This window comes from Microbacterium sp. K2 (assembly GCF_051365005.1).
Lineage (GTDB): Bacteria > Actinomycetota > Actinomycetes > Actinomycetales > Microbacteriaceae > Microbacterium > Microbacterium foliorum_B.
In genome coordinates, this window is the sequence record NZ_JBLWII010000006.1 from 76033 (window position 1) to 99137 (window position 23105).

The 23105-nt window shown below is 66.6% G+C and carries 20 protein-coding genes; 16 read left to right on the forward strand and 4 right to left on the reverse strand.

Annotation, left to right across the window (positions count from 1 at the left end):
* Positions 1–21: 21 nt before the first annotated feature.
* Positions 22–747: a hypothetical protein gene (locus ACLKOY_RS15390; RefSeq protein WP_436454435.1), complete on the reverse strand. Its 726-nt coding sequence runs from the start codon at positions 745–747 to the stop codon at positions 22–24.
* A gap of 380 nt (positions 748–1127) precedes the next feature.
* Here ACLKOY_RS15390 and ACLKOY_RS15395 point away from each other — a divergent pair, with 380 nt between their 5' ends.
* Positions 1128–2171: a hypothetical protein gene (locus ACLKOY_RS15395; protein ID WP_436454597.1), complete on the forward strand. Its 1044-nt coding sequence runs from the start codon at positions 1128–1130 to the stop codon at positions 2169–2171.
* 16 nt (positions 2172–2187) lie between these two features.
* Here ACLKOY_RS15395 and ACLKOY_RS15400 read toward each other — a convergent pair whose 3' ends face one another.
* Positions 2188–4521 (reverse strand): glycosyltransferase, encoded by a 2334-nt coding sequence (locus tag ACLKOY_RS15400; RefSeq protein ID WP_436454436.1) that lies wholly within the window; start codon positions 4519–4521, stop codon positions 2188–2190.
* A 40-nt stretch (positions 4522–4561) separates the two neighbouring features.
* On the opposite strand from ACLKOY_RS15400, the gene ACLKOY_RS15405 reads away from it, so the two are divergent.
* The 5 genes from ACLKOY_RS15405 to ACLKOY_RS15425 all read left to right on the forward strand — a co-directional run bounded on the left by ACLKOY_RS15405 (position 4562) and on the right by ACLKOY_RS15425 (position 10657).
* The gene (locus ACLKOY_RS15405; RefSeq protein WP_436454437.1) at positions 4562–5728 is read left to right on the forward strand and encodes a nucleotide sugar dehydrogenase; all 1167 of its coding nucleotides are present in this window, start codon (positions 4562–4564) and stop codon (positions 5726–5728) included.
* A 104-nt stretch (positions 5729–5832) separates the two neighbouring features.
* Positions 5833–6684, forward strand: coding sequence for an ABC transporter permease (locus ACLKOY_RS15410; RefSeq protein WP_436454438.1), 852 nt, complete (start codon positions 5833–5835; stop codon positions 6682–6684).
* Positions 6677–8380 (forward strand): ATP-binding cassette domain-containing protein, encoded by a 1704-nt coding sequence (locus ACLKOY_RS15415; RefSeq protein ID WP_436454439.1) that lies wholly within the window; start codon positions 6677–6679, stop codon positions 8378–8380. The genes ACLKOY_RS15410 and ACLKOY_RS15415 overlap by 8 nt, the downstream gene beginning before the upstream one ends.
* 70 nt (positions 8381–8450) lie before the next feature.
* Positions 8451–9554, forward strand: coding sequence for a hypothetical protein (locus tag ACLKOY_RS15420; RefSeq protein ID WP_436454440.1), 1104 nt, complete (start codon positions 8451–8453; stop codon positions 9552–9554).
* Entirely contained in the window at positions 9551–10657 is a 1107-nt protein-coding gene (locus ACLKOY_RS15425) for a glycosyltransferase (RefSeq protein ID WP_436454441.1), read from the forward strand. The genes ACLKOY_RS15420 and ACLKOY_RS15425 overlap by 4 nt, the downstream gene beginning before the upstream one ends.
* On the opposite strand, the gene ACLKOY_RS15430 is transcribed toward ACLKOY_RS15425, so the two are convergent.
* Together ACLKOY_RS15430 and ACLKOY_RS15435 are read right to left on the reverse strand one after the other, a co-directional pair.
* Entirely contained in the window at positions 10658–11623 is a 966-nt protein-coding gene (locus ACLKOY_RS15430) for a glycosyltransferase family 4 protein (protein WP_436454442.1), read from the reverse strand.
* Positions 11620–12747, reverse strand: a complete 1128-nt coding sequence (locus ACLKOY_RS15435) for a glycosyltransferase (RefSeq protein WP_436454443.1) — start codon at positions 12745–12747, stop codon at positions 11620–11622. Before ACLKOY_RS15435 ends, ACLKOY_RS15430 begins: the two co-directional genes overlap by 4 nt.
* A 152-nt stretch (positions 12748–12899) precedes the next feature.
* Between ACLKOY_RS15435 and ACLKOY_RS15440 the strand changes: the two genes are divergently transcribed.
* The 10 genes from ACLKOY_RS15440 to rplW all read left to right on the forward strand — a co-directional run bounded on the left by ACLKOY_RS15440 (position 12900) and on the right by rplW (position 23105).
* Positions 12900–14993 (forward strand): cellulase family glycosylhydrolase, encoded by a 2094-nt coding sequence (locus tag ACLKOY_RS15440; protein WP_436454444.1) that lies wholly within the window; start codon positions 12900–12902, stop codon positions 14991–14993.
* A gap of 73 nt (positions 14994–15066) precedes the next feature.
* Positions 15067–16806: a DUF4012 domain-containing protein gene (locus ACLKOY_RS15445; protein ID WP_436454445.1), complete on the forward strand. Its 1740-nt coding sequence runs from the start codon at positions 15067–15069 to the stop codon at positions 16804–16806.
* Between the two features lie 145 nt (positions 16807–16951).
* Positions 16952–18385, forward strand: coding sequence for a sugar transferase (locus ACLKOY_RS15450; protein ID WP_436454446.1), 1434 nt, complete (start codon positions 16952–16954; stop codon positions 18383–18385).
* A 78-nt stretch (positions 18386–18463) separates the two neighbouring features.
* Positions 18464–18970, forward strand: a complete 507-nt coding sequence (locus tag ACLKOY_RS15455) for a hypothetical protein (protein WP_436454447.1) — start codon at positions 18464–18466, stop codon at positions 18968–18970.
* A 41-nt stretch (positions 18971–19011) separates the two neighbouring features.
* Complete coding sequence (locus tag ACLKOY_RS15460; protein ID WP_436454448.1) at positions 19012–19968, forward strand: M23 family metallopeptidase; 957 nt, start codon at positions 19012–19014, stop codon at positions 19966–19968.
* A 101-nt stretch (positions 19969–20069) separates the two neighbouring features.
* Positions 20070–20282 (forward strand): hypothetical protein, encoded by a 213-nt coding sequence (locus ACLKOY_RS15465; RefSeq protein ID WP_042538748.1) that lies wholly within the window; start codon positions 20070–20072, stop codon positions 20280–20282.
* Positions 20283–21143: 861 nt separating this feature from the next.
* The gene (rpsJ, locus tag ACLKOY_RS15470; protein ID WP_005050520.1) at positions 21144–21452 is read left to right on the forward strand and encodes a 30S ribosomal protein S10; all 309 of its coding nucleotides are present in this window, start codon (positions 21144–21146) and stop codon (positions 21450–21452) included.
* A gap of 8 nt (positions 21453–21460) precedes the next feature.
* Positions 21461–22120, forward strand: a complete 660-nt coding sequence (gene rplC / locus ACLKOY_RS15475) for a 50S ribosomal protein L3 (protein WP_029260921.1) — start codon at positions 21461–21463, stop codon at positions 22118–22120.
* A gap of 2 nt (positions 22121–22122) precedes the next feature.
* Positions 22123–22785, forward strand: coding sequence for a 50S ribosomal protein L4 (rplD, locus tag ACLKOY_RS15480; RefSeq protein ID WP_140037894.1), 663 nt, complete (start codon positions 22123–22125; stop codon positions 22783–22785).
* Positions 22782–23105, forward strand: a complete 324-nt coding sequence (gene rplW, locus ACLKOY_RS15485) for a 50S ribosomal protein L23 (protein WP_042538754.1) — start codon at positions 22782–22784, stop codon at positions 23103–23105. Before rplD ends, rplW begins: the two co-directional genes overlap by 4 nt.

Consider the following 23105-nt stretch of genomic DNA (forward strand, 5'->3'; position numbering starts at 1 on the left):
CGACTTCTCAAGAGGCGTCGACTACCGCGACGCGGCGGCAGACCGGTACACGGCGGTGAACTGCTGCGAGACGGTGTCAGGGTCGCGCGCGTCCAGATCCGGTGTTCCGGTGGGGGGCGACTTCGTGAACGATGCGAGGGCCTTCTCCAGCTCGACGGCTGTGAGGCGCCCTGGGTGCAGCCGTACCCACGAGTCTCCGACCTCTGCAGCGAGATCCCTCGTGAACGGTGTGTCCTCGACCAGCACAGGGCGGTCCAGAGACAGCGCCAGCAGCATCGTGCTCATCGATTCGTCCGTCTCCGGCGCCTCGACGATCACGAGCGCAGCTCTGCTGATCTCCTCGACCCGAGCGGCGTCTGAGACTGTGTCGTCCAGCAGCGTGATGGTCTTGCTGTTCACGCTGATCGTGCGTGCGAACGACGAGGCGAGCCGCGAGGGAATCTTGCCCACGATGCGCAGCGTGTGCGCAGGAAGATCTGCGTAAGCGAAGACCTTCATCGCCGCCTCGTAGGCGCTGTGGAAGCTATCCGGAGTGACGAAGAGCAGACGGCCGGACTCAGCGACGCCGCGGGGGTAGCCCAGGAACCGGAAGCGCAGATGACCATGCGGGATGAGTGTCGCCTCGCGCCCCTGCGGGACCGTGCGATGCGCGCTGTGGGTGATGTACGTCGACGTCGCTCTGTCGAGGATGGCTTCGGCTCGGGATCCTCGTGAATCTCGGTCGACGTCGGCGGTCACGGTTCGCACGAGTGAGACTCGCCGTCGCTTGAGAGCCCGTGTGAATGCAGTCGCTCGGGCGACCTTCTCGGATTCGGGCACGCGGCGGTTCCCCAAGACGGCGGCCGAGTCGGTGAGATGAACGACGTCCACTGAGTCGCGGCCACTCGGGGCGTCTCGGTACTCGAAATCGATCCCGAAGGGAGGGCTGGAAACCGAGCTGTCTCCCAGAATCTGATCCACATAACGGAGACGATGCGAGGGAGGACGTCCGGATACGAGTACTTTGAGACTCACGTCTCGCTCGTCCCCGCTGGGACTCACACGGCCCAAACGGGTCTGCGTGCGGGCGACGAGAGACCTGAACGCGAACGACACACTCCTAACAATAGACTTTGACCTCGGTGAACATGGAAACTACTCAGAATGTCTTCGCGCAGTTGAGCGGCCAGGACGACAACCTCGGCGATTCCGAGCTTCGCGTTGCGTACCTCGATGCCCTTCGCGGTCAGGGAAGGCATGTGCACGTCTTCCTCGCGACGCCCACGACCGACTACTCCGCGCGGTTCTCGACCACATCGGATGTCACCTTCTACGAGGACCGGGTGTCATGGGCTCGTGCGATGAACGCGACGACGCGCCCCGTCTACGCGTTCAACGCGGGCGAGATCAACCCGCGTCCAGGGGTCTTCCCTGGACCGCGCCTGGTCAAGGAAGCCACGCGCGCGGTGTCGAACGGCGGCATCGTGCTCGCCACGGGCATCGGCATCCGCAACGCTCAGGATGTGAGCTCCGTGAAGTTCGACCCGGCGTTCCGCGACGCCGCGGTCATGTCGTGGCGCGACCAGGGCTCACGGGATGCCGCAGGCTTCGGCGGTTTCGCACCGGACTGGGCGTACTCGCTCGGTCGGGCGACCGCTGACTGGGCCAAGCCCGACGAGCGGCCGCTCCTCGCGGTCACGTTCCGGTTCGACCGGCCGTGGCCGGGCGATGAGTGGCTCTCGGCGGTGAGGGCGTTCGCTCGTGCGACGTCGACCCGCATCGTGACGGTGACGCAGGTGGCGCGCGATTCTCCCCGTGCAGTGCGTCTCGCTGAAGTGCTGGGAGGCGACTATCTGGAGCCCCCGAGCATGCGCCACGACGCGCTCGACGAGTACGTGCGCGCGGTGTACAGGCAGTCGCTCGCTGTCATCAGCGATCGAGCGCACGGCCTCATCATGGGCGCGAGCGAGGGTGCGTACCCGATCGGCTCGGGAAGCGACCCGCACAAGATCTCCCGCCTGCTGGCGGCGGTGGGTCTCGGCGACCTCGTCGGTCGGTACGACCAGTTCGGCGACTTCGCCCTTCGATTCGAGACCCACCTTCCGACGCTCGCACCGGCGGTGAACGTCGCCCGCGCCGAGATCGCAGACCTGACCGCGCGAATCCGTGCGGCGATGGACGCAGTGGCGTAACGCCCGCGGTCGGGCCTCAGCGCGCGCCGAGCCACCCCTTCGCGCGGTGCGCGAGCGGCTGGAGTCCTGGGAGGCGCCGAAGAGCTGCTCGCCCGAGTGGTGCCGCGGAATGCCACATGCGCTTGCCCCAGGTCGGCGAATCCGTGGACGCGACGGTGCGACCCTCCGCCCGCTCGGCGAAGAACACCAGAAGGCCGAGCAGCTGGCTGGCGTCGTCGAGTGTCGGCCGCGGTGAGAATCTCGGCGGGAGCGCACCGGTGACCAGCTCGACATACAGCCGAGCGAAGTCGTCCTCGCGCGCCCGTGACGCGGCATCCAACGAGGCGAGCGAAAGCTGCGCATAGCGTTCGGGATCCGCGAGCGTCTCGGCGAGCTGGGAGGCGAGCCCCCGTGCGTCGCCCTGAGGTACGGCGACGACGCCCTGGTTATCCTGCACGAGCGTGAGCCAGGGCAGCTCGTACATGAACACGGGCAGCCCTCGAGCCTGTGCCTCCGCGATCGTGAGCTGGTATCCCTCGATGATGCTCGTCGAGACGAACGCATCCGCAGCGTCGATCGCGGCGACTAGAGCAGCTCCTCGCCGGGGTCCGACCGCGGTGACAGCGTCGCCGACGCCCCGCCGCCGTGCGAGCGCGTTGAGCTTCTTCGCGGTGACGTCGTCCCAGTCGGGGCCGATGATCGTGAGGGCGAAAGGCACGCCCAGAGCCCGCACTTGGACGCCCACCTCGACGAGCTCACGCACCTGCTTGGTGCGCTGCTCGAGTCGTCCCCACCACACCAGTTCGAGCCGACTCGACGGCGCGGGTTTCGCACTCGAGTGAGCCGCTGACTCGAGCATCAGGGGCGATGGGGGATTGGGCAGGTAGGCGACGTGCTCGATACCGCGCAGCCGGAAGTAGGCGACATCGAGCGGCGACAGCGTGATGAGCTGAGCGAGTGTCGGGCTGCACCGTTCGATGAGCGTCAGCCGGTCGTTGCCGTCGTACACGGGCCGAGCGACGAAGTTGTGCAGCCAGCCGATCGTCGCCGCGCCCTCTGCTCGCGCTACGAGGGCGAACTCCGGCCAGGTGTCCATGTAGAGCACCTGATGGTCGATGATCACATCGACCTCGTGCGCTCGGCAGAGCTCAGCCCACTGCGCGAGCTGGGTCGGCAGCGCGCGTGAGGCCAGCTCGATGAACTGGATGCCGGCGGGCAGTGCGCTTGCGTCGCTCCCGCCGTTGCGAGCGACGACGGTCACACGGTAACCCGCTTCGTGCAGGTAGCGCGCCTGGGAGGTGAGCACTGCGGAGACGCCCCCGGTGCGCAGCGTCGACGTGACGAGCACGATGCTGCGCACAGGACGCTCGGGCAGGCCCTGCCACGTCGTATGGAACTTCAGGGCCTTGAGTGTGGCCGGATAGAACCGCGCGGCCGCATGCACGATGTCCTGCCCGCTGGCGACCGTGTGCAGGTGCGCGAGAGCGCTGTCGAGCACTGCATCATCGCTGTGCTCGACGAGCTGAAAGCACACGTACCCGATGATCGACAGTCGCACCGACTCGTAGGTGTCGCGTACGAGGCCGGGCTCGGCATGAGAAGCGGCGAGCACCTCGACGGCCGGACCGATCGCATCGACCGAACGGATCGCCCCCGTGTAGAACTGCGCGCGTTCGACGGTGTCGACACGGTGCCCGCTGCCGCCGCGCCCGAAGTGGTAGCGGTAGAGCTTGTCGGGAACGGCGGCATAGCTCGTCGCGATCGCCGCCGCGAGGAAGAGCAGCGGAAGATCGTTGACGCGGGCCAGCGAGAGGTCGTCGGCGACCAGTGAGTAGGCCTCGCGCAGCACGCTCGTGCGGAAGAGGAATCGCCAGAGCTGGCCCTGTGCCGGCTTGCCGACGGGAAAGAGACCGGTCAGCACCTCATGGCCGGCCAGCGGATGCTGCGGCGGCTGCAGCCGCACCTCGTAGGGACTGCCGGTGCGGCCGTCTCGCTCGACCACAGTGACGCCGAAACCGATGATGTCGGCATCCCTCGCCTCGGCCTGCGCGACTGCGGTCGCTGCGGCGTGCGGCGTCAGCTCGTCGTCGCCGTCGAGGAACATCACGAGGTCGGCGCTCGCCGCGAGGACGCCGGTGCGGCGCGCCTGGAACGCCGACAGGTTGCGTTCGTGACGCACGACACGCACACGTGCGTCTCGTTGCCGGAATCGCTCGAGCACTGCCGCGGTGCCGTCGGTCGACGCGTCGTCGACGCAGACGATCTCGATGTCGACGAGGGTCTGTGCGAGGGCGCTCTCGAGAGCCGTCGCGACGGTCGCGTCGTCACCCGAGACCGGCATGACGATGGTGAGCTGAGGGCGCAGAGTCATCGCGGACGAGTCTATCCGCGGGTCGGGATAGCCTGAGGGCATGAAGATCGCCATTGCAGGGACCGGATACGTCGGCCTGTCCAACGCCGTCATCCTCGCCCAGCACCACGAGGTGTTCGCCGTCGACATCGACCCGGTGAAGGTCGAGATGCTCAGCCGCCGGGTCTCGCCCATCGCCGATGTTGAGCTCGAGGACTACCTCGCCACGCACGAGCTCGACCTCACACCGACGGTCGATGCCGACGAGGCCTATCGGAACGCCGACTTCGTCGTCGTGGCGACGCCGACGAACTACGACGAGGTCACCAACTACTTCGACACCTCGACGGTCGAGAACGTCATCGACACCGTGCTCGCGGTGAACCCTGACGCCGCGATCGTGATCAAGTCGACCGTGCCGGTGGGATTCACCGCGCGGATGAACGCGGAGCACCCGCGGGCAACGATCGTCTTCTCGCCGGAGTTCCTGCGAGAGGGGCGCGCGCTGCACGACAACCTCTACCCGTCGCGCATCGTCGTGGGCGACAGGGGCCCAGTCGGAGAGGCCTTCGCCGCGCTTCTGCTCGAGGGCGCGATCGCCACAGATGTGCCGGTGCTGCTCACCGAGTCGACCGAGGCAGAGGCGATCAAGCTCTTCGCCAACACCTACCTGGCGCTGCGCGTGGCGTATTTCAACGAGCTCGACACCTACGCGGTCGTGCACGGACTCGACACGAAGCAGATCATCGAGGGCGTGGGACTCGACCCGCGCATCGGGTCGCACTACAACAACCCCTCCTTCGGCTACGGCGGATACTGCCTGCCGAAAGACACCAAGCAGCTGCTGGCGAACTACTCCGAGGTGCCGCAGAACCTCATCGCCGCGATCGTCGATGCCAACAGCACACGCAAGGACTTCGTCGCCACCGACATCCTCGCGCGAGAGCCCCGCACCGTGGGCGTCTATCGCCTCGTCATGAAGTCCGGGTCCGACAACTTCCGCGCGTCGTCGATCCAGGGCATCATGAAGCGCATCAAGGCGAAGGGCGTCGAGGTGGTCGTCTACGAGCCTTCCCTCGACGAAGACGAGTTCTTCCACTCGGAGGTCGTGCGCGATCTCGACGAGTTCAAAGCCCGGGCCGACGTCATCATCGCCAACCGCGCGACCGAAGCACTGGACGACGTCGCCCACAAGATCTACACGCGGGACATCTACGGCCGCGACTGAGTCGCCCCGGGCGACGGAATCGCCGTGTGAGGTAACATAATCCGATATGCCGCCCGGGTGGAGACTGACCACGCACCAGGGTAGAGAGAGGTAGAGGATTCCGAATGGGAGCGATGGCTGTGCCCGCGACCGCCGGTCTGACTGAGGTGGGGACGCGTCCCCGGCTCGGCGACTACCTCGCGGAGACCTGGCGACTTCGCACCTTCGCGTTGCGGCTGGCCGGCAGCCGCCTTATCTCCGGCCTTTTGCCGAACCGTCTTGGCGTCCTCTGGATCGTCCTCAAGCCGCTCGCGCTCGCAATCGTCTACGGGACGATCTTCAACTTCATTCTCGCCGGGTCCGCTCGTCCGGCGAACTTCGTGCCGTACCTCATCGTCGGCGTCTTCGTCTTCGAGTTCTTCACCGGGTGCTTCGGCAGTGGGTCGAAGGCGATCACGAGCAACTCCAAGCTCGTTCAGAGTTTCGGCTTCCCGCGCGTCCTGCTGCCGGTATCGGTGATCGCCGAACAAGCGATGCGGATGATTCCCGTCGTGCTCTTGCTCGGGATCCTCTTGCTCATACTCGGTGAGCCGATCACGTGGTCGTGGCTTCTCATCATCCCGATTCTCGCGGTCATGGGTGCGTTCAATCTCGGCGTAGCGCTGGTGGTTGCCCGAATCGCGGTGCGGACGCGGGACATCCAGCAGCTGGTCCCCATCATCAACAGGGTGCTCTTCTACGCGAGCGGCATCTTCTTCAATGTCGACGGCGCGCTAGCAGATTTCCCGACTCTGCTCACGATCGTTCATCTGATTCCGACGTACGAGTTCATCTCGCTCGCGCGTGACGTGCTGCTGTCTGGCTACTCGGCCCCTCTGCTGGCCTGGGTGGCCGCGCCGATTTGGGCCTTGGTCATGCTCGTAGGCGGCTTGCTCTATTTCTGGCGCGGCGAACCGAGGTATGGGCTCAGTGACTGATCTCCTCCTGCCTACGCAGCAGGCTTCCCCCGCTCAAGCCCCTCGCGCGATGATGATCGCCGATGACGTGCACGTGAACTATCGCGTCTACGCCGCCGGCAAGCGCATGACCGCCCGCGAGTCTCTGATGAGCGTCAGCTCCATCCGAGGAGGTCGCGATCTCCAGACGGTGCCCGCGCTCCGAGGGGTGAGCTTCACGGCGAGCGAGGGCGAGTCCATCGGCGTCGTGGGTCACAACGGCTCGGGAAAGTCGACGCTGTTTCGGGCCATGAGTGGTCTCATCCCGCCATCGGAGGGTGCCATCTTCGCGCGCGAGCGGCCGGTGCTGCTCGGAGTGAACGCGGCTCTCGTTCCGGAGCTCTCCGGCGAGAACAACATCAGGCTCGGGCTCCTGGCGATGGGATTCGCACCGGACGAAGCAGCGGCTCAAGTAGACGAGATCGCCGACTTCGCGGAGCTAAACGACTTCATCTATCACCCTATGCGCACGTACTCGTCGGGCATGGCGGCCCGACTGCGCTTCGCCATCGCCTCAGCGCGGGCTCACTCCATTCTGCTCATCGATGAGGCTCTCTCGGTAGGAGACCGTCGATTCCGTGCGAAGAGCGAGAAGCGCATCAATGAGCTGCGCGACAGCGCAGGTCTGGTGATGATTGTCAGCCACTCCGTCGGTTCGCTCAAGGAGACCTGCGAGCGTGTGCTGTGGGTCCACAAAGGCGAACTCATCGCGGATGGCCCCGCGGACGACGTGATCTCTGAATACCTCACCTGGACCAGGAACCCCGGCGCCAGCGCCGTCGGCGCAGCGTCGGCAGCAAGACCAGCGACGAAGAACGCGCCCATCGCCGTCGGGTTCGACGCGGGTGCGGTTGAGGATGAAGACCAGTCGAGAGCGCATTCGTCGCCCGTCGCTCTATCGTCCGGTTCAGACGAGCCGCGTTCTCATGCCCGTCGAGAGCGTCATCGTCGTCTTGAGCAGCGCACGAGGAAACGCAGCGTCCTGCTGATGGTGCTCTCCGGCGTCGCGGTGCTTCTCGCGGTGGCTGCCGGCGCCATCATCGGAACGCTCAGCAGCGTGGCGGCACCGGCGGACCCGGGGCCCTCTACGCCTCCGACAGCCGCGCCGCCCACCGCTGCTGCAGATCCGGTGATCGAGAGCTTCACCGCGAATACGGCGACGGTCGAATGCGCCTCGGAAGAGGCCGAAGACGGACAGGTGCTGCTGAGCTGGCAGATCGACGACGCGGAGAGTGTCGCGATCGGGGCAGGAGATGCGCAGGTCGACGCGCTCGAGCTTCCCATCGCCGCAGCGCTGCCGGCGAATCTCACCGATCGCGCCGTTCCTTTCTCGTGCGCTGCGGAGGCCGTCGTCTATACCGTCACCGCGGAGAACGAGGATGGCGTGCGAGTCAGTGCCCCCGTCACAGTCACGCGCGTGCTGCCGGTCGAGACTGAGGAACCCGACTACGAGGAGCCCCGGCCCGAACCGCGTCCCTCGCAGCCGAGCGAACCTGAGCCTGCCCCGGTCGTTCCGTCCGACCCCGCACCTCCCGGCGAGACTGAGACACCGGCGCCGCCGACCGACCCTGGGACCGGCACGGACCCTGGGACCGGCACGGACCCTGGAACCGGCACGGACCCTGGAACCGGCACGGACCCCGGAACCGGAGTAGATCCGGCAACGATCCTCCCCTGATCGTCGCGGTTTGCTCGGCCGCCCGGCTTACACGAACGGCCCGCATCGCGGAAGCGACTAGATTTGCCTCATGCGCCGCCGGGATTCACGATCGTCCAGAGCGCCCAGCGCCCCCCGAACCTTCGTGTCGCTCACGGGCCCCGCAGGCAACATCGGTGACGCGCTGATCCGACGCGAGACCCTCCGGTGGGCGATGGGCACGAGCGACGGGCTGGTCGCGTACACAGGGGATGCGCCCGATGTGTGGCTGACGCAACTGGGCGTGCCTGCTGACGCGCTCGTGCTGCGGGCCAAGAAGTCGGTGCCGCGCTGGCTCCGGCTTCTCATTCTCGCTCCGCGTCACCCTGTGCTGGTGTTCGAAGCGGGTGAGATCCCGCTCGACCGCGGCAACGGTCTCCGAGAGCTCGTGTTCCTGGCCGAGACTCTCATCGTCCGCCTCAAGGGCGGGGTCGTCGTCCGTCCGCCGCGGGGGATCCGTGCGCCGTCGCAGCCCGCTCTCGCCATCCATCGCCTGGCAGCACGTCTCTCGCAGGTGACGCTGTGGCGCGACGAGTCGACGCTGGCGACTGCCCGATGCGGCCGCCTCGCACCGGACATCGGATTCTCGGCAGGCGCGCGCCCCGGACTCCCGTGGGGCGAGCGCTCCGAGCTGCTCGTGAGTCTGCGCGGCGCGCGCCCGCTGCCGGATGCAGAGTGGCTCAGCGCGGTGCGTGAGACGGCCGAGCGTGCGGGGCTCGCGATCCGCACCGTCGTGCAGGTGCGCGAAGACGAGAGCCGAGCGCGTGAGCTCGCCCAGCTGCTCGGCGGTGAGTTCGAGGCCTGGGGTGACACCGATCCCCTCGTGCAGGAGGAGCGCCTGCGTCACCGCTACGACGCGGCGCAGATCGTCATCAGCGACCGCATGCACGTGCTCGTGCTCGCCGCTCTGAGCGGGGCGGTTCCCCTCGAACTGGTTCCCCGACCGACGATGAAGATCACGAAGGCCTTCGCGGCCATCGGGCTGCACGGCGTCTCCGTCGACTCGTCTGCGAGCGATCCGACGCGCATGCGCGCGGCGCTTCTCCCGACGCCGGACCGCGCGGCGGAAGTCTCCGAGCGCGTGCGCATCGCGGCGGCGACTCTCGAAAGTATTCAGCACGAGATCCGCGACGCTGTGCGCAGGGTGCGAGCATGACCGACGCTGCGGCGCGAGCCAGCGCCCCGCCCGCGCGCATCCTGTTCCTCTCGCACAGCCATCCGTTCGGTGCCTTCCGGGTCGGCAGCCACCACTACGCCCGTGTGCTCTCCGCGCGCGGAGCGGATGTCGTGCACCTGAGCACACCGATCTCCCTCCTCCATCGGCTGACCGGACGTGTGGATCGACAGCACCTGGCAGGCGTGCCTGGTCGCGCTCGGCGCGACGACGACGGCGTGCTGCAGGTCGTCCCGCGCACGACCCTGCCGGCGCCGGTCGGAGCGCCCAGCGTCGCTCGGATGCTGAAGCGCGAGGGCATCTCCGCAGGATTCGATGCCGTGCTCATCGATCAGCCGCTGCTGTGGGACGCTTCGGTGCGCTCGCTCTCGGATCGCGTGATCTATCGACCCACGGACCTGTATCCCGACGGGGTCAAGCACTCGCTGCAGCGACGCATACTCGACGAGGTCGACGGTGTGATCGCCACATCGGACGAAGTCCTGCGAGGACTCGGAGCGCTGCGCGTCCCCTCGCTCGTGCTGGAGAACGGGGCTGAGGTCGCCCGCTTCGCACCGCAGGTCGCCGAACACGGTCCCCGTGCGGCGCGGTGCGTCTATGTCGGGGCGCTCGACGCCCGATTCGACTGGCAACGCGTCGAGGCCTGGGCGCGAGCACGGCCGGACGTCGACTTCGTCATCGCCGGTCCCGACGCCCGCCCGCCGCGGCCCGTGCCGTCGAACGTCGACATCGTCGGGCCCGTTCCCTACGCAGAGCTCCCCGCGTTGCTTCACACGGCGCGCGTCGGTCTGCTGCCGCTCTCCGACAGCCCCCTCAACGCCGGCCGCAGCCCGATGAAGCTCTACGAGTACCTCGCTGCCGGGCTCTCCGTCGTGGCGCGCGAGACCCCCGGGATCCGCGCAGCATCCGATCTCGGCATCGAGGTGTACGACGACGACCGAGGTGCGGATGCCGCGCTCGAACGCGCGCTCGCACAGACGTCGCCGAACCGCGCCGGCATGGACGCGGCATCCTCCGCATCGTGGGAGCGCAAGACCGATTCGCTCGAGGATTTCCTCTGGTCGGTCGAGCGACGCAGAAGCTAGTCAGCCGAGCAGTCGGGTGATCGTCTCAGAGACGATCCCCGCGGTGCGACTCCAGTCGTAGCCCTCGGGTGGCGCGACCCGTCGCGGGGCGGCGACGGCCCCGGTCAGCGCGTTCGCCCACTCCTGCGCATCGTCGGGGGAGTTGACCGCATGACCGCGATCTCCGACTATCTCCGCGACCGATTCGCATCCCGTCCAGTGAACGACAGGAGTGCCGCAGCGGATCGACTCCAGGGCGGGAAGCCCGAACCCTTCGAGTGTCGAGGGCATCACGGTCGCCACAGCGCCGCGGTAGAGATCCGCGAGCTTCTCGTCGTCGACGCCGCTCACCCAGCGCACTCTGGCGTCGACGAGCCGGTGCGACGCCCTGGCCTCGAGGTCGGCGATCTCGCGCTCGGGGACGACAGCCACGAGGCGCACGTCGCGCGCCGAGACCAGCGCGTCGAGAACGACGTCGAGATTCTTGTGTGCCCGGCCGTTGCCGACGAACAGCACGTAGGGGTCCGACTGCTGCAGCGCGCCGGCTCGCGGGTGGAAGGCGTCCGAGCATCCGTTCCCGGCATTGACGATCTCGACGTCGTCATCCTTCACCCACGAGCGAAGCGCTCGGGCAGACGTCTCGGAGACGGTGAGCACGACTCCTGCTCGGCGGACGACGTCTCTGACCGGACCGGAGTAGTAGGCCGCGAACTTCCAGCGGGCGAGACCCGGGCTGCTCAGCTGGATGAGATCGTGCAGCGTGAGCAGCTGCTTTCGAGCGCGCACGAGAGCGCCGTAGCCCGGTGAGTAGACGAGGGCATCGGGAGCGGCCGCCGCGCCCACCGAGCGGAACGCGTCCACCGGAGAGAACGGGGTGCCGCCGAGGTGCAGGGGCTCCCAGGGGAGGGCGAGCCGGGGGAGGACCTCCGCGGCGTAGCGGCCGATGCCGTGCGCGCCGCGGTACCGGTCGTCGACGAGAACGGTCATGCGCTCCTCGTCTCGGTCTGGCGGGCGCCGTGCACCGACTCCGCCACCCACTCGTTGATGCGATCGGCGAACACCGCTTCAGAGAACTTCTTCGCCTGCGTTCGGCACGCCTCGTGTGGGACGCCGGCGGCCACCTCAACCGCTCGGCGCAGCTCCTCGTGCGACCAGTGCTCGACGAACGCGCCGGTGCTGCCGTCGACGATCGTCTCGGCCGTGCCACCCACGGGTGCGGCGATCACAGGCCGGCCTGCTGCCATGGCCTCCACGGGGACGATGCCGAAGTCCTCGACCGCGGGGAAGACGAGGGCGAGACAGCGCTGCAGCAGCGCCCGGTAGAGCTCCGCGCCCGGCGACCGCACGAAGAAGACCCGACCGGGTGCGCGCTCCTCGGCGAAGGAGCGCAGACGGGCCTCATCCGGTCCCGCACCCGCGAGCACGACGGGCACGTCTGCGGCGATGCCGGCCTCGATCACGAGATCCAGCCGCTTGTAGGGGATGAACCGAGAGAAGCCGAGGAGGAAGGTCGCCGGCAGGCCTGCGAGCACCTCGTGGTCGCGTTCGTCCGGTTCCGGTGCACGGAGAAAGCCGGTCACATCGACGGGAGGGTGGATCACCGTGCTCTCGCGATGCCACGCCTGGGCGATGCGCTTCTGCACGAACACGCTGTTGGCCGCTATCGCGATCGGCTCCTGGGCCCGCCTGCGATCGAGCCCCTTCAGCATCTTCGCTGCGGCCCTCGCGGCGAACGAGTCGCCGCGCACATCGAGTTCGGGGTTCCAGATGTACCGCGCGGGGGTGTGGGCATACACGAGCTTCGGGGCGCTGCGCCCGGCGCCCGCGAATCTCGCATGGTGCGCGAAGAGATGCGAGCTCGTGAGGATCCAGTCCGCCTCCACGCTCGGAAGGGTCCTCCAGGCGAGCGGCATCAGCCCGACGGCCGCCGCCTTGCGTCCGCGCAGCGGCGTGCGCGCCAACCACGTCTCGCCGTCGACGACGAAGCGGCCTTCGCTCTCGTTCCACAGGCAGTAGCGTGCGGCGTCGGGGAACACTTGGCTGAGTGCCTCGAAGACGTTCTCGGAGCCGCCTCTCGGAGCGAGCCATTCGTGCACCAGCACACCGCTCACAGCGCCGACCTCGCACCACGTCGTGCGCGGGCGCGCAGTGTCGGCGGAGCCTCTGCAAGCATGCGTCGAGTCTAGGGAACTTCTGCCCGCGCAGCTGCGAAGGGCTGTCAGCTTCGTTTCGACTCGACCCGATATGTTGGGAGGCGAACACTATGGGGGGAAAGGACATGATGGCTCTGCGCGCGACGAAGAAGACGATCATCATCGCGAGCGCGGTCACCGTGCTCCTGGTCGGAGGGGGCGCCGCGGCTGCGATGGTGATCTCCGGACAGCAGGCGCAGCCTCGTGCCGACGCATCGCCGTCGCCGGAGTCCACTCCCGAGCCGGTCGTGACCGAACCGCCGGCCGTGGTTCCGGTCACGAACGTCGCGCGGGCATCGATCGACGGATGGACGCTCGCAGACCGGGGAGTGGTCGGCACGGTTCTTCCTGAGGTCGGTGATGCCGCACAGGGCGCTGTGTCGCTGCGGGTGGATGCTCCGGCCGACGACCCAGACATCGTCGCTGCGTCCGCTCCCGTCGCGCTCGCTCCCGACACCGAGTACATCCTCAGCGTCTCGGTGCGGGTGCTCGCCGAGGAGAAGACCGAGACGGGCATCCGCTTGACCGCGGCAGGCCAGACCTTCACGCTTCCCGAGCTGGATGCCGAGTGGGAGACGCTCGAGTTCCCGTTCACATCGGCGGCCGATCAGGCAGCCGCATCGACGTTCGATGTCGTGCTCTCGGGCGCTGTGCGAGGGTTCGGGATCGATGACGTCTCGATCACCGCGGTCGGCAGCGACAACCTCGTTCCGAACGGCTCATTCGAAGCGGTGCAGACTCCGGCGGGCATCGTCAACGACTCTCTCGTCATGACCGACGAATCCGCTGTGCTCGCCGTCTCGCTCGCCGAGGGACCCGTACAGTGGAGTGCGACGTCGACGGCGGGCGGTGAGCCGATCACCGGCGAGTTCGGGTCGACGGGCCCGCTGTCGGCTCTGCCGTTGACCGGCGTATCGCAGGGGCACTACACGGTCGCCGTCAACGATTCCGCAGGTCGGCAGATCCAGACGGACGTCGCGGTGATCGACACCGATGGTTTCTCCGTGACTCAGGACGGACGCTTCGGAGTGGGAGCCCACGTCGAGAAGGATCCCTTCATCGGCACAGGTTCCCTGGCAGCCGCGATCGGCTTCGCCGAGGTTCGCAACGACATCTCATGGGAGCGCAACGAGAAGGTCGCCGGCCAGTACGTGTGGGACGAGAACTACGTGCGGGAGTTCGAGCGCATGCACGCGAACGACGTGCAGCTGCTGGGCCTCGTCGTGTACGGCAACAGGCTCTACGGCGCCAGAAAGGCGCCAGGCAACGAGGCCGCGATCCAGGCCTACGGCGCCTATGCGAAGGCCGTCGCCGACAGGTTCGACCTCGTCGGTCTCGAGGTGCTCAACGAGTTCAACCATCGCGAGAACGACACCGCGTGCGGCCCGGCTCCCGCCTGCTACGTGCCGATCGCGCAGTCCGTCCGCGACCAGGTCAGCCCGGCGTATCCGGATCTCCCGATCGTCACGGGGTCCACAGCCCTCTACGACAGCGAGTGGTTCGCAGGATTCTGGCAGGCCGGCGGCATGGCCGTGACCGACGCGGCGAGTTACCACCCCTATGAGTCGTGGATCAACCGCGACGCCGATCTGATCGCCGGCACCGTGCAGCAGTCCTACGCCGATATGCAGCAGTACGCGGGCGAGACGCGACCCGTGTGGGTCACCGAGATGGGTTTCCCCACGCACTACGACGGTGTCTCCCTGCTCGAGCAGGGGCAGATGATGGTGCGCAATCAGACTCTGGCTTTTGCGAACGGTGTCGAGAAGTACTTCTGGTACGACCTGGTCAATGACACGCCCGACCCCGCCGCGGGCGAGGCGAACTTCGGGCTGTATGAGAACTCGCCGCGGGCGGATGTCGTCGCTCTGGCACCGAAGCCCGGGGCTTTCGCCCAGGCTCTGATGATCACGCAGCTGCGCGACAAGGCGTTCGCCTCGGACGAATCGGATGACACGACCACGGTCGAGGTGTTCGGGTCGGGAGACGACGAGACCCGCATCGCGTGGGCTAAGCAGGGCGAGGTGCAGCGCATCTTCGCGTCCGACGTCCCGCTGACGGTGACCGACATGTCCGGGCGCACGACGTCGGTCGCGCCGGAAGACGGTCAGGTCACGCTGACCCTCGGCGCGTCTCCGGTCTTCATCTCATCGGAAACGGAGTGAGTGCCGCCGAGACGGCCTCAGGCGTCGCCGATACAATTCACCAGATCACTCCAGCACGAAAGGCAAGTCGTCCATGAGCGCAGGTAGTCAGGATGCGCAGAGCATCGACGAACCAAAGTCGGGCCGTCCAAGTCGACGACGTCGTATCTGGATCATTTTCGCTCTCATCGTCATCGCGTTCCTCCTCGCTGTGTGCTGGGTCGGGCTGCGAGCCATAACCGTGAAGGATGGGCTGATCAAGAGCCAGGAGCTCATCGGTCAGGTCCAAGACGGTGAGGGCGAGGTCGATGATGTGCTCCCCGAGCTGTCCGAGAGCGCCGCCAGCGCGGGCGCCGCGGCATCCGACCCGGTGTGGTGGGTCATGGAGTGGATCCCGGTGGTGGGCGACAACCTCAAGGGGGTGCGCCTCGCGGCGCAGTCGCTCGATGCGCTCGTCAACGATGTCGCGCTGCCCGTGATGGGCAATGAGGATTCCACCGGATCGATCACGGAGCGGCTTCTCGAGGCCACCGACGATCAGGCGACGCACATCACCGAACTCGCCGACGGGCTGGAGTACGTCTCCAAGTCCCCCTTCCTCGTCTCGGTCGTGCGCGAGGGCGTCGATCAGGTCGACGAGGTGATGTCAGCGGCGGCCCCCATGATCGGCGTTCTTCCGACGCTGCTCGGAGGCGAGGGCCAGCGCAAGTATCTGCTCGTCTTCCAGAACAACGCCGAGACGCTCGCCCTCGGTGGTAGTGCTGCCGCACAGACTCTCGTGAAAGTCGATGAGGGGTCGATCTCGATCGGCGCTCAGGGCGATAGCGGCAACTACCAGAACGGCGTCGCGGTCGATGTCGACGTGCCCCCGAGCGCCACCGAGCTCTACACGAGCTATCTCGTCGACCACATCAACACGAGCATGAGCCGCCCCGACTTCCCCACCGCGGCGAAGATCATGCGTGCCTGGTGGCAGCGGGACATCGCCGACGACGAGATCGCGGGCGTGGTCTCGATCGATCCGCTGGCGCTGTCGCGTATCCTCAAGGCGACAGGACCGATCGAGCTGGCCTCGGGCGAAGTCCTCTCGGAGGAGAACGCGGTGTCGCTGCTGCTGAGCGAGGTCTACGGGCGCTGGGACTCCTATAAGGAGCCCGAGCTCGTCGACGGGTTCTTCGCCGACACGGCGGCCGCGGTCTTCGACAAGATCGCCACCGGTGATTTCGATCTGAAGGACATGCTGTGGGCCATCACGGAGAGCGCGTCGCACGGCAGCGTGCTGGTCTGGAGTGATGACGAGCAGGTCGCCGACGCCATCGAAGGTGCCAAGATCAGCGGTGTGCTTCCGGCCGACAACGCCAACGTGACCACCATGGGCATCTACTTCAACAACAGCAACGGCTCGAAGATCGACTACTTCACGGAGACCGCCACGACGGCCACCGCAGTGTGCGAGGCAGACGCGGCGACCTTCACCGCCACCGCATCTCTGACGTTGCCCCTGACTCAGCGGCAGGCTGAAGCGCTGCCGCGCTATGTGCAGAGCATGACCTTCGGCGCTCGGTTCCGCGACTGGATCTTCGTCTACGGCCCTCCGGGAACCACACTGGCCGATGCGACCTTCAACGGTGACGAGGTGTCGGTCATGCATCGTGACATCGATGATCTCGGTCGGCCGGTCGTCGCGTTCGAGGCCTGGTTCGACCCGGGCGACTCGGTCGATGTCACAGCGACGTTCGTCGGTGGGGATGGCGACTACGGCCCGCTAGAGGTGAGGACCAACCCAATGGTGCGGGGCGCGAAGCCCGTCGTCACCGACGGCTGCGGCGGTTGAGGTCTGTCCCGGGCTCCGGGCAGACCGATATACTTGCTCGCGTTCTGGCGTCAGTACAGCCGAGGGGGTGAGAGTCGTCGTCGTTCAACTTGAGCACGGTGGCTTCAGTGCCTCGCGTGAGTCGACGAATACGGCCCAGGCTCGCGTGAAGAAGACCCGGCGTGCAGCGTGGACTCGCCTGTACGCGAGTCGTCTCTTCTACAACGACGTGATCGTGGTGCTCGTCACGCTGATCATCTCTGCTCTCGTTGTGCTTCCGGGCCTGTTGACAGGTGTCTCGTGGCCAAGTGGGCCCCGAGTGCCCTACGTCGTGGTGCTCGCGTCGATCGGCTTCCTCTGGTTGATCGCGTTGGATGTTGCGGATTCACGGGACCGTCACACCGTTGGACACGGAGCAGACGAGTACCGTCGCATCTTCAACGCGTCGATCGGTGTGTTCGCGGTCACGATCGCCGTCGCTTTCTTCCTCGGCATGGAGCTCTCCCGAGCGCTCGTCGCCGTCGTCTTCCCGCTGGGACTGCTGCTCCTTCTGCTGTCGCGATGGATGTGCCGGCAGTGGCTGCGCGGGCGGCAGAAGACCGGCGAGTATCTGCACAGGGCGGTCGTGATCGGCGAGCCGTCGAAGGTCGCCCTCGTGGGGCGCGAGATCCGACGGGCGAAGAGCAGCGGGTACGAGATCCTCGGGGTGATCACCGAGAAGACCTCCGCTGCAGACATCTCGGGCTTCGAGGTGCTCGGCGACATCGCGAATGTCGAGAGGGTGCTCGACGAGGTGCGCTTCGATGCGTTGATCATCGTCGGATCCGATGACCTCGACCCGCTCACGATGCGCCGCCTGGGCTACTCGGTGTCCGACCGTGACATCCAGCTCATCATGGCCCCGGTGCTGACGGATATCGCCGGGCCCCGCATGCACGCGACACCCGTCGCCGGCCTGCCCCTCGTACATGTCGACTTCCCACGCATGGAAGGCGCCAAGCGCTTCCTCAAGCGGGCCTTCGACATCGTCGGATCCTCGCTGCTGCTGGCCGCTCTGTCGCCGGTCTTCCTCGTCGCGGCCATCGCGATCCGCATTGACGGGCCCGGAAGCATCTTCTTCCGTCAGGAGCGGATCGGCCGCGGAGGACACACCTTCGGCATGCTCAAGTTCCGATCGATGGTGGCCGACGCCGACGATCAGTTGGCGACGCTTCTCGACCTGCAGGGCGCCGCCGGCACGCCGTTGTTCAAGATCAACGACGACCCGCGCATCACCAGAGTCGGACGTTTCTTCCGCAGGCACTCCATCGACGAGCTGCCCCAGCTGGTCAACGTGTTCCTCGGTCATATGAGCCTCGTGGGTCCGCGTCCTCAGCGTGCCTCGGAGGTCGCGCTCTATGACGACTTCGCGCATCGCCGCCTGCTCGTCAAGCCCGGCATGAGCGGGTTGTGGCAGGTGAGCGGCCGATCCTCGCTGTCGTGGGAGGAGACCATCCGTCTCGATCTGTACTACGTCGAGAACTGGTCGCTCATGCAGGATCTCATCATCCTGTTCCGCACGGTCCGCACCGTGGTCGCCCCCGGTGCCACGGCGCACTGAACCCGAGTCGTGAAGATTCCCGACGACTGTCCGCGTCGCATCCCCGGCTGAGGCGCGGCGCTGGGTACATTCACAATCATGAGATCCCCCCTTGCTCGGTTCGTCACCGCGAGTGCTCTGGCTGTCGTCCTCGTCGGTGGTGCCTCGGGCTGCGCTGCGCTGCCGAGCACGTCGAGCCCGGTGCCGACATCGACGGCCTCGACTCCTGACCCCACCCCGTCGGTCGCAGAACCCACATCCGAGCCCACGGCCACCCCGGAGTCGACACAGGCGCCGGCTGATGACTTCGGTGGGTTCGCCAGCGACGAGCTGGCGCAGATCTGCATCGACGCGACGCTCTCGGCGTTCCCGGCCGACGTCGCCTTCACCATCGAAGACACCCGCATCGAGCAGCGACTGGTCTCGCCCGAGTGGCTCGTGCTGGTTCCGGCGCAGGCCTCCGGGCTCCCGGCACAGGCGCAGTGCACGATCGGCGGTTCGCCCTCCGCACCCGAGCTCGGCATGTCGTCTGCCTCGCTCGAGCCGCTCCCGGAGGAGCAGATCGAGAACCTGATCCGCGGCGAGAACGAAGGCGGCGATCGCTAGTGTGCGACTCGAGGGACACCGATCCCTCGGCCGGACACTCAGTGCAGCCGATCTTCTCGCGGCGCGTGATGTTGATCGCTGCGGGCACGATGGTCGGAGCGTCGGCCGTCGGGTGGGACCTGTTCTCTCCGGGCCTCAGCGCGACCGCGGCGGGGACCTATCTCCGGCCGTGTGGAGACGTCCGCATCTCGAGCTCCTGGCAGGGACACAAGAACAGGACTCCGCCGTCGGGCGAGCCGGGCACCGACTACGCGGTCACCACCGGCACGCAGATTCGAGCCGCCGCCAACGGTGTGATCGTCGATCGGAAGGATTCCACGACGACCGCCACCGGACGCTACCTTGCGCTCCGAACCGACGACGGCAACTACATCCGGTATCTGCACCTGCAGTCGAGCTTGGTTCCGTTGGGGGCGCGCGTCGCTCGCGGACAGGTGATCGCATATTCAGGCGCGTCCGGCTTCGGCAGCGAAACGGGCTATGGCCCCCATGTCCACGTTTCCCTCTGGATCGGCGGCACGCCCCTCCAGTTGGGATTCACCAACTCGGTCGACTTTGAGAACTACGCCCAACCGGAGGACCCCGTGCCTATTCATCAGTCCAGCAACTATTTGTGGAATGCCATCGTGCCGGTCGGAGTCTGGACCCGAGTGCCGGTCGCCGCAGACCTCTACTGGCTCGCCCACAGCAGCGCAACCATCAAAGAAACTGGCGACCTCACGATATACTTCACCGCGAGCGGCGTTACGAGAGGCTTCCAGGTTCGGGTGGTCGCGGAGACGCTCAACGCAAGTGGGGGCGTCACGAACGTCACTCCTCAACCCGCACTTGAGATTCGCGGGACCATAGCCACGACCAGGAACTCTCCGACTTATGGGGACTATTCCCTGCCGTACTCGCTCTCGGGGCCGATTCGTCTGTTCGCTGAAGTTCGCGCTCTGAACGCGGGGCTTCGGATCCAGCAGGTGACGGTCAAGAAGAACTACTGGGTCTCGTAAGACGATCCACATCGAACATCTTCCGCCGGACACCCGATCACGTGCAGAATGAACGTGCGTCGGGGATCCGGCGCATCAGAACAGCTACAAGGGGGCCCGCAATGGGTATCGATGAGACCGTCAACAAGGGCAAAGACCTGTACGAGCAGAACAAGGACAAGATCGCCGAGGCTGTGAAGAGCGAGCAGGCCGAGGACATCAGCGACAAGGTGCTCGACGGCGTCGCCGATTTCGCCAAGAAGATCGCGCCTGGGGCCGCCGACAAGATCGACGAGATCCGCGACACCGCCGACAAGGCCGTCGGCAACGAGTAGGACTCGCGACTGAGACCGAGAGCGGCGGCTCCTCCATCGGGGGAGTCGCCGCTCTTCTGCATCCGGCATCCGGTATTCCGTCCGGCGGTATCGCGTTTCAGGGCGGTGTCCTCTTAGAATGGGTGACGATCGCCTGGGGCACTTGCGATCAGGGATGTCGAAGGGGTGCGACGTCCTGTACTCACGCGGTTGGCCGCGTCAAGCTGGGGATAACGATTTTGGGGATCATCGGGCGACGCGCGCACTCTGTGCGCTCAGACGTCATCCCGTCCGCGCGGCGGTCGCTTCGCCGCGCCCTCGGTCGAGGATCCCGGCGTCCCTTCACGCCGGGCTTCTCGCGTTCGGTGTGCCCCCTCGCACTGAACGCCCTCCCCAAGCGGGGGGAGGCATGGGGATGCCTCGCCCCGCTCTCACCCTCGTCCTGACGATCGACAGAGGCATCGCCGCGGCCGTGATCCGGCTGCGTACGCACCTGCTCAGGGGATGCACAGCGAATGCGACACGCCCGGGTTTGCGCAAGTGAAATCGGCCGTGGCAGAATAGACAGGTTCGACATTCCGGCGCGCTCAGCGTGGCCGGATCACCATCACGACAGTGCATAGGCGGCGCAGACGCGCAGGGACCTAGGCCGCGGGTGGCAGAACGATCCCGACATCTTCATCACGAGGGCTTCGCCGTGCGCGGCGGAGGTCGGACACCCGGTCGCTGAGAAGCGTGCGGGATGACAGCAGAACAGTGGTGCAGCAGATCGACTCGCGAGAGCCGTCTGAGTGCCGAGGCGCGAACAGCGCCGACGTGCGTCCAATGCCCCTGGGTCACCCGGCCCAGGTCGGTAAGACGCTTAAAGAGAGAGAGCAGACAATGGCGGGACAGAAGATCCGCATTCGCCTGAAGTCGTATGACCATGAGGTCATCGACACGTCCGCACGCAAGATCGTCGACACGGTGACCCGCGCGGGCGCAACGGTCGTCGGACCCGTGCCCCTGCCGACCGAGAAGAACGTCGTGTGCGTCATCCGGTCGCCCCACAAGTACAAGGACAGCCGCGAGCACTTCGAGATGCGCACCCACAAGCGTCTGATCGACATCATCGACCCGACGCCCAAGGCCGTCGACTCGCTGATGCGTCTCGACCTGCCTGCCGATGTCAACATCGAGATCAAGCTCTGAGGTCGGCCATGGTTGATATCAACTCCAAGATTTCCAAGGGCATGCTGGGCACGAAGCTCGGTATGACCCAGGTCTGGAACGAGAGCGGCAAGCTCGTTCCCGTCACCGTCATCGAGCTCGCCTCGAACGTGGTCACGCAGATCCGTACCCCCGAGAAGGACGGCTACAACGCTGTTCAGATCGCCTACGGCCAGATCGACCCGCGCAAGGTGAACAAGCCGCTGACCGCTCACTTCGAGGCCGCTGGCGTCACGCCGCGCCGTCACGTCACCGAGATCCGCACCGCGGATGCCGGCGACTACTCGCTGGGCCAGGAGCTCACGGTCGACGGCACCTTCGAAGCAGGCCAGCTCGTCGACGTCGTCGGCACGAGCAAGGGCAAGGGCTTCGCCGGTGTCATGAAGCGTCACAACTTCAAGGGCGTCTCGGCTTCGCACGGTTCGCACCGCAACCACCGCAAGCCCGGCTCCATCGGCGCATCGTCGACCCCGAGCCGCGTCTTCAAGGGCATGCGCATGGCCGGCCGTATGGGTGGCGAGCGCGTGACCGTCCTCAACCTCACGGTGCACGCCATCGACATCGAGAAGGGTCTGCTGCTCGTCAAGGGCGCCGTCCCCGGTGCTCGTGGCCGTATCGTCTACGTCCGCAACGCAGTGAAGGGTGCCTGATCATGGCTGACTCCACTCTCGCGCTTGACGTCCTCAACGCAGACGGCAAGAAGGCTGGCTCGATCGAGCTTCCCGCCGCGCTGTTCGACGCCAAGACGAACATCCCGCTCATCCACCAGGTCGTCGTCGCGCAGCTCGCGGCGGCTCGCCAGGGAACCCACTCGACCAAGCGTCGCGGTGAGGTCTCGGGTGCCGGCCGCAAGCCCTTCAAGCAGAAGGGCACGGGTAACGCCCGTCAGGGCTCGATCCGCGCGCCGCACATGACCGGCGGTGGAATCGTGCACGGCCCCAAGCCGCGCGACTACTCGCAGCGCACCCCCAAGAAGATGATCGCCGCCGCCCTCCTGGGCGCGCTCAGCGACCGCTTCCGCGGTGACCGCATCCACGCCATCGAGTCCTTCGGTATCAACGGCACGCCTTCGACCAAGACCGCGGTGAACTTCCTCACCAACGTCGTCTCGTCGAAGAACGTGCTCGTCGTCATCGAGCGCAATGACGACGTGACGCTGAAGAGCATCCGCAACCTGTCGAACCTGCACGTGCTGACGTTCGACCAGCTCAACGCCTACGACGTGCTCGTCTCCGACGACATCGTCTTCACCCAGGCCGCGCTCGAGGGCTTCATCGCCTCCAAGTCCGGCGCCAACCAGGAGGTCTCCGCATGAGCGAGCAGGCAGCTGTTCTCCAGACGGCCCTGAACAAGGACCCGCGCGACATCATCCTGAAGCCGGTCGTGTCCGAGAAGAGCTACGGTCTCATCGACGAAGGCAAGTACACCTTCCTCGTCGACCCGCGCGCTTCGAAGACCGAGATCAAGCTCGCCATCGAGAAGATCTTCGGCGTCAAGGTCGCTGGGGTCAACACCCTCAACCGCGTCGGCAAGGCTCGTCGCACCCGCTTCGGCGCAGGCAAGCGCAAGGACACCAAGCGTGCCATCGTGACCCTGAAGTCGGGCACCATCGACATCTTCACGGCAATCGGCTGA